Below are 9006 nucleotides of genomic sequence, written 5' to 3'. Positions count from 1 at the left end.
ATCGTATCCCTAGAAGAGAAATAAAGAGTGCAGAAGTCCCGAGGATGGTGGCAGCTCTTATTGGATGCCCTTATGATGAACTAATTAACAGGCAGCGGCAGTTTAAAATGAAACGGCTCACTGCTTTTTTTGCTATGTTTATGGCAGTGGCTGTAGGATTTGGCGCATACATGATCTACAGCAATAAAAAGATCCATGACAATTATCTTGAGTCCCTTAGAAATCAGTCTAGGTTTCTGGCCACAGAGTCATCACGGCGTTTGGATAATGAGGAGAGGATTGAGGCTCTTCAGCTGGCAGTTGCAGCTCTTCCAGATGAGTACAACCCTGAAAGGCCGATTGTTCCTGAAGCTGTAAGTGCTCTTACTAATGCTACTTATGCATATAGGACAAGAGCAACCAGTAGTAGTATAGCCGCGACCTGGTCGTACACGATGCAGAATACAGTCTACGAATATGATGTTTCTCCAGGCAAGACTACCATTTGTGCAAGAGACGCATCCCATAATTTTAGAGTATGGAATTTAAAGACCCATGAAGAAATCTACCATAATGAAACTGGAGATGATAACACAGAATTTTTCAAGTATCTTAATGATGACATAATTCTTTTTGCAGGGAATTATTCATTAAAGGCAGTGGATACCAAGACGGGAAAGGCAGTTTGGGAACAGAATCCGTTTGATGGCGCTAGCGTAACTGAATCTACAACAACGGATTCATTTTTTATAGAATATGATTCGGGGAAACATATGAGAATTGATCCATTAAGGCTAGTCTATAATTCTTATATAAAAAAATCCAAACAAGTGGATTAGAGAGAAATTAATAATGAAAACACCGAGTCATTAGATTCCGGAGCAGTACTCTACAAAGCGTATAAAGAGCTTAGAATCAATAAACGTAATTTTAAGTATAAGAAAATTTTAAAGAAGAAATATCGGATTTGTATTATAAATGGGAATACGAGAAATTGAGTAGTTATAAAATAGTGAAAAAGATAATTAACGAATGGGATCCTGTTGGATTATTTCCGATGGCACCAATAGATGAATATGAATTAGAAATATGTAGAATAGCTGATTATATTGATTCTACAAAAATAGTGCAGGTAGATGATCTTTCAGAACGAATTGAATCTGTTTTTACAAAAACGTTTGGTGATGATAGTTTTGTCAAAAATATCGAAGACTGTAAAACAGTTGCGAAAAAAATAATTGATGAAATAGCATAGTTTTAAGTCTGCCGCATTACAGCATAGGAGACGGTATTGGAGCTGTAATTGGTGGAGGAGCCACTGTTGTTTCTTCCTTAATAAAAGGAGAGGAAGTGGAATAGGAATTGTTTTAGCGGCTGCAAAAGCGGCGTGCCAGTCACTGTGAAGAAAAGTTCACGGAGGCTGGTACTTATATCGGATAATGGAATGTGGAAGTAAATTATATGAATAATTATGAATACTTTGATAATGTTAAAAAAAATGCGGCATTTATAGAGGATAAATGTCATATTTGCGGGAAAAGTGATAACTGTTTAGATGGAGTATACTTCGATCAAGAGGGCATAAATGCTGTGTGTATGTCATGCTTTGATAAAGGTGCAGTATCTGTGTATATTTCAGGATACATAAAAAGTAGGGTGATTAATAATGTAGAAGAAAAAGCAGAGAAATTGTCTCATACTCCACCTGTCCCTTGGATCCAAAATAATGACTGGCAGATATGTTGTGATGATTTCATGCTATATATAGGGGAGTGGGAACAGAGCGATTTTATCAATGCCGCTGGTGATGGTAATGCAGTTGAGTTTTTTTATGGATTGTTATGCGATAGTACAAAGGCTAAAGTTGATGACATCAATGTCTTATGGGAGGATATTGGGTATGATACTGTAGCTTATGTGTTTAAATGCAAGAAGTGTAACAGAATAAAAGTAGTATGTCAGTCATATTGATGTTATTGTGAAGAACAGAATTGTAAAGAATCAGAAAAAATTTATCAATTAGATTTTCGCAGTGATATTAACGGAATCTGCATATTAGAAGGAACAAATACTATTGTAATGGGGCGCAATGCAAATATTAATGATGCATATACTTTAATTGCCATCGATAAATAGGAGGAGATGATCCTATAGATGAATTAAACGTTTATAGGGGCATAAGGAGATATAATGAAACACATAAATGCCAACAAGATAGTTAAATTGGTTTCATTTCTAATATTTATTGCTAATATTTTTATGATTTATTTTATAGTGTATAAAGACAATAATCCTATTTTAATAATCTATAAAACCATATTTTGGGGGATGATAATAATTAATTTAGTTTTACTTTTAGGGGCCGATTTAAGACCGGTGTATAAACAGTTATATTTGAGGAAGAAATATGAAAATACGTGGCGGAAGAGATTATATAAAATTCGACCTAGAAAATGGCTATATAGTTAAGGCAGAAGGAGAAATGCTTATTGGTGGAAAGTTTGTTGTTTACAAAAATACAATGAAAGCTTGGGAACCTCCGCATGAAAATGAAGAATTCTGTGAAAAGGACATAGAAGGAATAATAGCTGAAGTTCAGAGGATCACGACTAAAGATACTGTACAGCTCGTTTTTGAGTAGACTAACTTTTGTTATACCCAAGAGATACAAATATTTTAGTATTTTGGTTTTTGTAGCGACAATCTTTTATGAAATTAATATTATTGCTGGAATAATAGGCACAGTTATTGGCAGAGACGAGTTGACCGGTATTGCTATTTCATTAGGCGAAGCTTTTCCTGGAGCGTTAGTATTAGGATATTTGCTGGATTTTTTATTTTACAGGCTTATTAATTTTAGAAAAGTTAAGAAGGTAAAAAGTCCTGAATTGATCAATGATTCATCACTGATAGCAGTTAACGGTAAGGTTATTGAACAGATAAAGTACGTTAAATCTGAATGTTCTAAGGAACTGGTGGTGATTTTGCCATGGCTTCATAATGTTTCATATGAAGGTAATATGGTATTCATGGCAGATAGTGCTGCTGATGATAAGTATAACTTCATGCTCTATAATCAGCTGGTTAATGAATTATCTGAAGAATCAAAATCAGTCTTGCAGATTAAATATACTCAGGATTGTAGATTATATACAGTTGATACATTTATCCAAGAACTGGCGGATGTAATATGTGATGATTTTTCCGGCCAAAAACTTTCCATTATTTCTCATGGACCTCAGGCTGGAGTTGAAGCAGTACTATTTGCCGCTCAGTACAAAGTGGATTCGATTACACTTTTATGTGGCGGACTCGGTGTTGGAGAGTATTATGTACACTGCATTAATCAAATTATTGATGAGAACAGGCTGTCACTGCCCTGGGATAACAAGCTACTAAGACAGCAGGAAAATGCAATCAAGAATATCAGAACACATTTGCAATGTTATAACTGTGCTTTAATTAAGACATCTTCTACTTTTGAAACATATTGCCATGGTTTTTGTGGGAAAAATATAACTCCGCATTTCGGAAGTCTTCTTGAATATTCTACTGAACAGATCATGGAGATGATAAAAAAGATGAAATGCACTGTATCAATCATATGGCCGGAGTACAGCATCGGACCATGGAAACAACATTATAATGATTGGTCAAATATCCCTAATGCGGATGTACAAATTATAGATAATTGTTATGAAACATTCAGAAAGCCTGGTATAAAAACTCAGAGACCATATTCGCACATTTTTATTGTCTGTTAGGGTGCAATGATAAACAATTATAACGCCACCACACTTCTTACCAATCCACGTTGGATGATGTCTGGAGAAGAAGTCAATGTAGAAGGCAAAAAGGCATTTATCATCAAAAGAGGTCTGCTAGGAAAAATTCTCCTAGTGTCAGACTTATCTTTTGATGAGTATAGCGCCTTATACAAAAGCCTGATGTCACATTGCGCTGATTTGAAAAAGAAGTATAAAGCAGGAAGAGTCTTGTTTGTAGTCAAGGTAAATACTGTAGATGACAGGATTATACAGTGGTGACTGGTACCAATATTTGACTGGGTAAGTGTTGGAAGGCATGGACTTGGAGGAGTAGCAGAATCTACAGTAGCTGTAGTTGGATACGGTGCTCTTGGAAAAGGACTTGCTGGAAAGACAAAATCTCCTGTAGGCCAGAAGACAGAAGCAATGTACAAAAATGCTTCAGCAAGGGTGAAAACTGCTTATAATAATGGTGTAAATGCTGTCAAAGACGCATGGAATAACATGGTGAATATGTTTTCGCCAGCTAGATACATGGTCACACCTGAAGGATTTGTTGGTCGAGTTCAGTATGAGAACGGAACAAACTATGCAAAATCTTCAGGAAAATCTGGTGGCAAGGGAACAAAAACCAGTGATAAGCCTGTTGATATTGAATTAAAATATAAAGAGGATTGGACTCCGCAGCAAAGAGCAGAAGCAGATGCAAAGGTAAAGGCGCTATCGGAGGCTGAAACGGTCAAAACACCAGTAGATAGAAAAGGAACATCGGCAAGCGCAAAGTACAAATCTGAGTATGGAGATCAATCTGTTCCAGAAGGATATGATGTAGATCATACTATCGATTTACAATTGAGTGGACCAGATAATCCTGAAAATATGAATCCTTTGGATAAGAGCGTGAATAGAAGTTTGGGATCTCAGATATATCATGCCATAAAGGAATTTGTGGATGGAACAGTGTTTGGTAATTCTACGATTAAGTAGACGAGAAAGGTTTTGATATGGAAAAATTTTTTAAGCATTTCAAAGTGGAAAGTGAATTTGTTTTATCGGGTGATCTGTATTCTGATATCATAAATCAGCTTGGTGGAATGGAATTGGGAAATGGAATAATAAGAATAATCAAAGAAGCTGATCTAAAAAAGTGGAATAGTATAATTGATGATGCATTTCCTTTTTTTAAGAATATGTATAAACTTTTTGCATACGATTGGCTGGGAAGGTTTTTTGCAGTTGATTTAAGAAATTGCAATCAGCCAAAAATACTAATGTTTGAGATTGGAACACATGATGTTCTTGGAATTCCTTCTACATTAGAACAGTTCTTTGATAATGAAGTAGTTGAAAGCTCAGATGCATGTTTAGCTTCCGATTTCTTTAAAGAATATTTATTGAAGTTTGAAAAACCAGGGTATTACAGATGCGCAGGTTATAAGGTTCCTCTTTTTGGGGGAGGCGAAGATACAATTTCAAATCTTGAAGATAGTGATATTGATGTTTACTGGAGCATTATGACTCAAGTATGGGGAAGAACTAGATAAATATGAGATTTATGCCTGAAACAGATGCTTGTAGAAATTGAGATGCTAGAAATATGAGCTTTTGGAAGTAAGAAGAAAATCGCAAAAGAATACTTCAGAAACGTGTAAAGCACTTCTTGAGCAGAAAAGCTGGATCATGTATAGCATAGGCTCTGATTTTATGAAAAACAAAAACGATTTATTACAAAGAGCAATTATATTAACTTGTCTTTCAGATAGGTGTGCACAAGAAAGAAGCGTTATAGGCGGAATATCACGTTCACTTGCTGAGAGGAAACAGCAAAGAACTGCGATTTGTAATTGGCTTGATAGAATGGGATATCTAGAGAAATGCACTGAAACGGAAAAGGCAGCTTTTCATAAGGAAGTAGAAAAGAAATCAGATCTTGAAGTATTACAGATGCAGATAAACTATGAATGCATTGAGCCAATTCTTTGGACAACAGGTTTGCTTGATAAATTATCAAACTATAACGGTTTTAGAGTTAATCGAAAGCTTATTGAGGAATTAAATGATGCGCAGTTGTCTAAATTAACGCAGATTGCTGAAAGAAGATTCTATTCATTTGAATGGATGGCTGGCGAAGATAACTGGGATGAAGTAGAGTTGGTATGCTAAAAAGTAAAATTGTGTTTTTATAAGACATAGTATTTGTAGTAAGCCTGCTGGTTTCATTATGCTAGCAGGCTTTTATTTGTACTTTGTACTACTCTTAGGACTTCTCTGATAAAGGAAACCTCACTGCAGAGTATGAGGATGAAGCCCTTACAAAGAGCTACTCCTACAACATGCAGAATCTCCTTGAGAAGTCAGTCATAAGAGGAGCTGGTTCTGATATCCAGACAGTAAGTTATGACTATAACTACTTTGGTCAGCGTATCAGCAAAAAGAACGGCCTGGAAGAAGTAAGATACCTTACAGACATAACAAGGGATCACTATAACCTTCTTTCCCAGAGCATAAATGGAAAGACAATGACCTTCACCTACGATGACAACGTAGTCAGCTTTGAAAGGGAAGGAACAAGAAACTACTACCAGCTTGATGAGCTTGGAAGTACCGTATACCTCACAGGAACAGATGGAGCAGCATACAGCCCTAAGGCTTATGACCCATTTGGAAATATCCTCAATCCATTAACCGGAGAGAGAAACGGCGGAAGACCAGGCTATACCAAGGAAGGAAATCTCATCCAGCCATTTGCTTTCACTGGCTACAGAGAAGAGGAAACAGGCCTTTACTACGCTCAGGCCAGAAACTATGACCCTGTATCAGGAAGATTTACTTCTGAAGATAGAGTGCGCGGTATTTTGACTATGCCAGACACTGTAAACCATTACCTGTATTGCTTTAATGATCCTACAGTATATATTGATGATAATGGTCTTTGGGGTAAGATACTATCTAATATAGGGGAAGGTATATCTAATGCCTTTAATAAGGCAGAACAATGGTGCGAAGATCATAAAGAAGTTGTTCAAACAGTTGTTGCTGTTACTACACTTACCGCGGCTGTTGCTGTAACAGTGGCCACATGTGGTGCTGGTGCACCTGCTTTGGCAGCTGCGGCTACAGTAACTGCAGGATGTCTTGCAACAGGTACTGTTGTAGGAGTGGATTATGCGACCCATGGAGGTAGTTTTGTTGAAGGTTTTAATCGAGGTGTTACAAATGCAGCTCTTACTACTACAGCTGTAATTACAAATCCTCTTGGAGCAATATCTGGTTTGGGAATGCAATTAGGCGGTGATATTTTCTCTGGACATATGTCATCTTTGGAGAGTTACACGGCTGCAGCTTGTAGTGGCTCGGTAATGTTGGAAACTGGCTCGGCGGCTATGGGAGGAATGACATATCCTGTAGTTAGAAACTCACTTGAGAGTATCTTTGGGGTTTCATATCATGGAGTTGGCGATACTTATACGGAGATGGCTGAAGCTTTTATGCTAGGAAATATCCTTGATATGAACTTTGGATATCACCCATACACAAGGGAACAGCAGTTATGTACTGAGGATTCCAGCTCAACTGGAATTCCGGAGGAAGCTAAGAATTATCGTAATGAGTCCGAAGGCAACTATAATAATTCGTTTGATCAGTTAAATACAAAAGTTGATACAGTTAATTTGGAGAAAGGAACGTGGGATATGGGACCAGTAGCCCGTGGAGATGCTATAGATAGTGCACTAGATAATAATGTAGGCCATAATTATCCTACTATAGACAGGATAGACGCAGATGGAGTGGTCACCAGTGTGAAAAGTAGAGATTTGACTAGTTCAACTTATCAAAATGGATCACGCTTGGAATATCAAATAAAAAAGGATGTTGACTCTTTAAATTCATATTCTGGTGGAACATGGAATGGTGTGGATATATCTTCTGATGTTATTTCTGGAAAGCAATTGCAAATAGTAGTTCCAAACGTTGAACTAACTGAAGCTCAAATTGAAGCAATTAATAATGCTACCGCGTATGCAAATGAAAAAGGAATAGATATAATAATTACTGTCGGAAAGGAAATAGAATAATGGATATAAAAAAATGTTGCGTATACTACAGTAATGAGAAGGGATATTGCATTGTACCTGAGACAAAGGCTAAGGATGTCCCTGTATGGGTTTCCATAAAACCAATAGAAACAATAGCTCCCAATGCTGATATTCAAGAATTAGGTTCTGCTATTCAAAAGGCTTTTGATTCGATAGAAGTTGTTGAGAGTCCTACACTTAAAGAAGCAAGGAATAATCAGTTTTGGGTAGAATTGGGTTTTAAGGGATTTGGTGCATTTAGTAAAAAACATTCAGCTGTTGTTATAGAATTTCATGGAGAAATAGTTAAGGTTATAAAGCTTATAAGAGAAAAACAAGGAGCTTACACAAGGTCACAAATTAGTGACGATATTATTGAAATTGATAGTGAAAGCGAGGGTACTATTTCTGCAATTGCTTCAGCAGTTATGAAATTAAACGATAATCCATCTGAAGATAATGGAACAGTAGAGAAGCAATTTACTACGCTTGGTAAAAAAAAGATAACATACTGTATGCCTTGTGATAAATTTGAAGATTGCGGTGACAATGGCACTGACGCATATCAGGTATTCAAGGAGGCAGGAACAGGTAATTATATAGCCTTTTTGATTGATAATGGGTATAAAGAATTAAATGAAATTGAGATTCAACGTGTTTTGGAAAGACAATTGGGTGTTTTAAAGTCGTTTGTTTGTGAAAAAATAAGTTCCAATAGAATCTGCGTTAGAGCTGGCAACGATGATTGTAAGGTCGAAAGCAATATTTTTGTATGGGATGATGAGTTTTTAGAATTGCAGCTTTTTGTAAATGCTAATCGTAACTCATCAATAGCTGATGAAGAATATAACAATATTTTAAATTCTATAAGAGTAGATGAATGATGCCAGAGTGCCACTAAAAGCATTATTTTGACGTCAAGGTTTTGACTTTATGAAAAATATAAACGAGTTATTACAAAGAGCAATTATATTAACTTGTCTTTCAGATAGGTGTGCACAAGAAAGAAGCGTTATAGGCGGAATATCACGTTCGCTTGCTGAGAGGAAACAACAAAGTGCTGCGATTTGCAATTGGCTTGAGAGAATGGGATATATAGAGAATTGCACTGAAGCGGAAAAAGCTGTTTTTCATAAGGAAGTAGAAAAGAAATCAGATCTAGAAGTATTACAGATGCAGATAAA

The 9006-nt window shown here is 36.4% G+C and carries 12 protein-coding genes; all 12 read left to right on the top strand.

Going from position 1 to position 9006, the window contains the following annotated elements; translation table 11 throughout:
• Positions 1-818, top strand: an 818-nt coding sequence (locus BLO53_RS19375) for a hypothetical protein (protein ID WP_176757362.1), incomplete at its 5' end; no start/stop codon positions are given.
• Between the two features lie 155 nt (positions 819-973).
• Positions 974-1234: a DUF1871 family protein gene (locus BLO53_RS18350; protein ID WP_176757361.1), complete on the top strand. Its 261-nt coding sequence runs from the start codon at positions 974-976 to the stop codon at positions 1232-1234.
• 206 nt (positions 1235-1440) lie between these two features.
• Complete coding sequence (locus tag BLO53_RS18345; RefSeq protein ID WP_092065036.1) at positions 1441-1950, top strand: CbrC family protein; 510 nt, start codon at positions 1441-1443, stop codon at positions 1948-1950.
• Positions 1951-2386: 436 nt separating this feature from the next.
• Complete coding sequence (locus tag BLO53_RS18340; protein WP_092065033.1) at positions 2387-2620, top strand: Imm74 family immunity protein; 234 nt, start codon at positions 2387-2389, stop codon at positions 2618-2620.
• Positions 2613-3743, top strand: a complete 1131-nt coding sequence (locus BLO53_RS18335) for a hypothetical protein (RefSeq protein ID WP_143003284.1) — start codon at positions 2613-2615, stop codon at positions 3741-3743. The genes BLO53_RS18340 and BLO53_RS18335 overlap by 8 nt, the downstream gene beginning before the upstream one ends.
• Before the next feature lie 6 nt (positions 3744-3749).
• The gene (locus tag BLO53_RS18330; protein WP_092065026.1) at positions 3750-4025 is read left to right on the top strand and encodes a hypothetical protein; all 276 of its coding nucleotides are present in this window, start codon (positions 3750-3752) and stop codon (positions 4023-4025) included.
• A gap of 147 nt (positions 4026-4172) precedes the next feature.
• Entirely contained in the window at positions 4173-4733 is a 561-nt protein-coding gene (locus BLO53_RS18325; RefSeq protein WP_092065023.1) for an HNH endonuclease, read from the top strand.
• Between the two features lie 17 nt (positions 4734-4750).
• Positions 4751-5290, top strand: coding sequence for a T6SS immunity protein Tdi1 domain-containing protein (locus BLO53_RS18320; protein ID WP_092065020.1), 540 nt, complete (start codon positions 4751-4753; stop codon positions 5288-5290).
• A gap of 61 nt (positions 5291-5351) precedes the next feature.
• Positions 5352-5909 (top strand): DUF4272 domain-containing protein, encoded by a 558-nt coding sequence (locus tag BLO53_RS18315; RefSeq protein ID WP_092065017.1) that lies wholly within the window; start codon positions 5352-5354, stop codon positions 5907-5909.
• A 170-nt stretch (positions 5910-6079) separates the two neighbouring features.
• The gene (locus BLO53_RS18310) at positions 6080-7822 is read left to right on the top strand and encodes an RHS repeat-associated core domain-containing protein (protein ID WP_092065015.1); all 1743 of its coding nucleotides are present in this window, start codon (positions 6080-6082) and stop codon (positions 7820-7822) included.
• On the top strand, positions 7822-8706 hold the full coding sequence (locus BLO53_RS18305; RefSeq protein ID WP_092065012.1) for a hypothetical protein: 885 nt from the start codon (positions 7822-7824) through the stop codon (positions 8704-8706). The genes BLO53_RS18310 and BLO53_RS18305 overlap by 1 nt, the downstream gene beginning before the upstream one ends.
• Before the next feature lie 49 nt (positions 8707-8755).
• Positions 8756-9006: hypothetical protein (locus BLO53_RS19510; protein ID WP_330388962.1), on the top strand; the 251-nt coding region annotated here is incomplete at its 3' end.

The sequence above is a fragment of the Butyrivibrio sp. INlla14 genome (assembly GCF_900102515.1).
Classification (GTDB): Bacteria; Bacillota; Clostridia; order Lachnospirales; family Lachnospiraceae; genus Butyrivibrio.
The sequence above is the reverse complement of the archived record's forward strand: the minus strand, read 5'-3'. Positions and strand labels throughout refer to the sequence as shown.